This window comes from Massilia sp. CT11-108, assembly GCF_047302915.1.
GTDB lineage: Bacteria > Pseudomonadota > Gammaproteobacteria > Burkholderiales > Burkholderiaceae_D > Telluria > Telluria orientalis.
The window spans coordinates 1-722 of sequence record NZ_JBKYMO010001102.1 but is presented as its reverse complement, the minus strand read 5'-3'; the positions used below and the strand labels follow the sequence as shown (position 1 = coordinate 722).

Below are 722 nucleotides of genomic sequence, written 5' to 3'. Positions count from 1 at the left end.
TTTGAGAGTGCGCTATCCGGGGCAGGGGGGCGCGGCGCGCGCGCGGCGCTCGAATCGGAACGCGAAGCGCTGCTCCAGAGCGAACGCGATGCGCGCCGCCTGGCCGAAACGCAGAGCGCCGCCAAGGACAACTTCCTCGCCATGCTGGGCCACGAACTGCGCAATCCGCTGGCCGCCATCGCGGGCGCGCTGAAGGTGCTCGACATGCCGGCCGCGAACGCGCAGATGACGGCCCACGCGCGCGAGATTGGGCGGCGCCAGACGCGCCACCTGACCCGCATCGTCGACGACCTGCTCGACGTGCGCCGCATCCTGTCCGGCAAGGTGGAACTGAGAAAGACGCCCATCGACGCCGGCGCGCTGCTGCTGCACTGCTGCGCGACGCGGCAGGTGGTGGACGCGGGCGTGCACGCGTGGACCGTGTCCGTGCCGGCGCTGTGGGTCGACGGCGATGCCACCCGGCTCGAACAGGTGTTCGACAACCTCCTGCACAACGCGATCAAGTACACGCCGGCCGGCGGCGCGATCGCCGTGCGCGGCCATGCCGAGGATGGCGTCGCCGTGTTCGAGGTGAGCGACACCGGCATCGGCATCGAACCGACGACCCTGCCGCTGATCTTCGAGGCGCTCGTGCAGGGCCCCGTCGGCATCGACCGCGCGCAGGGCGGCCTCGGTCTCGGTCTCGCCCTCGTGCGCGAGCTGGCGGTGCTGCACGGCGGCAG

Annotated in this window: 1 protein-coding gene; it reads left to right on the top strand. The window is 71.7% G+C overall.

Translation table 11 applies throughout. From position 1 onward, the window contains the following. On the top strand, nt 1–722 hold a 722-nt coding region (locus tag ACEN88_RS33410; protein ID WP_413346629.1), incomplete at both ends, for a sensor histidine kinase.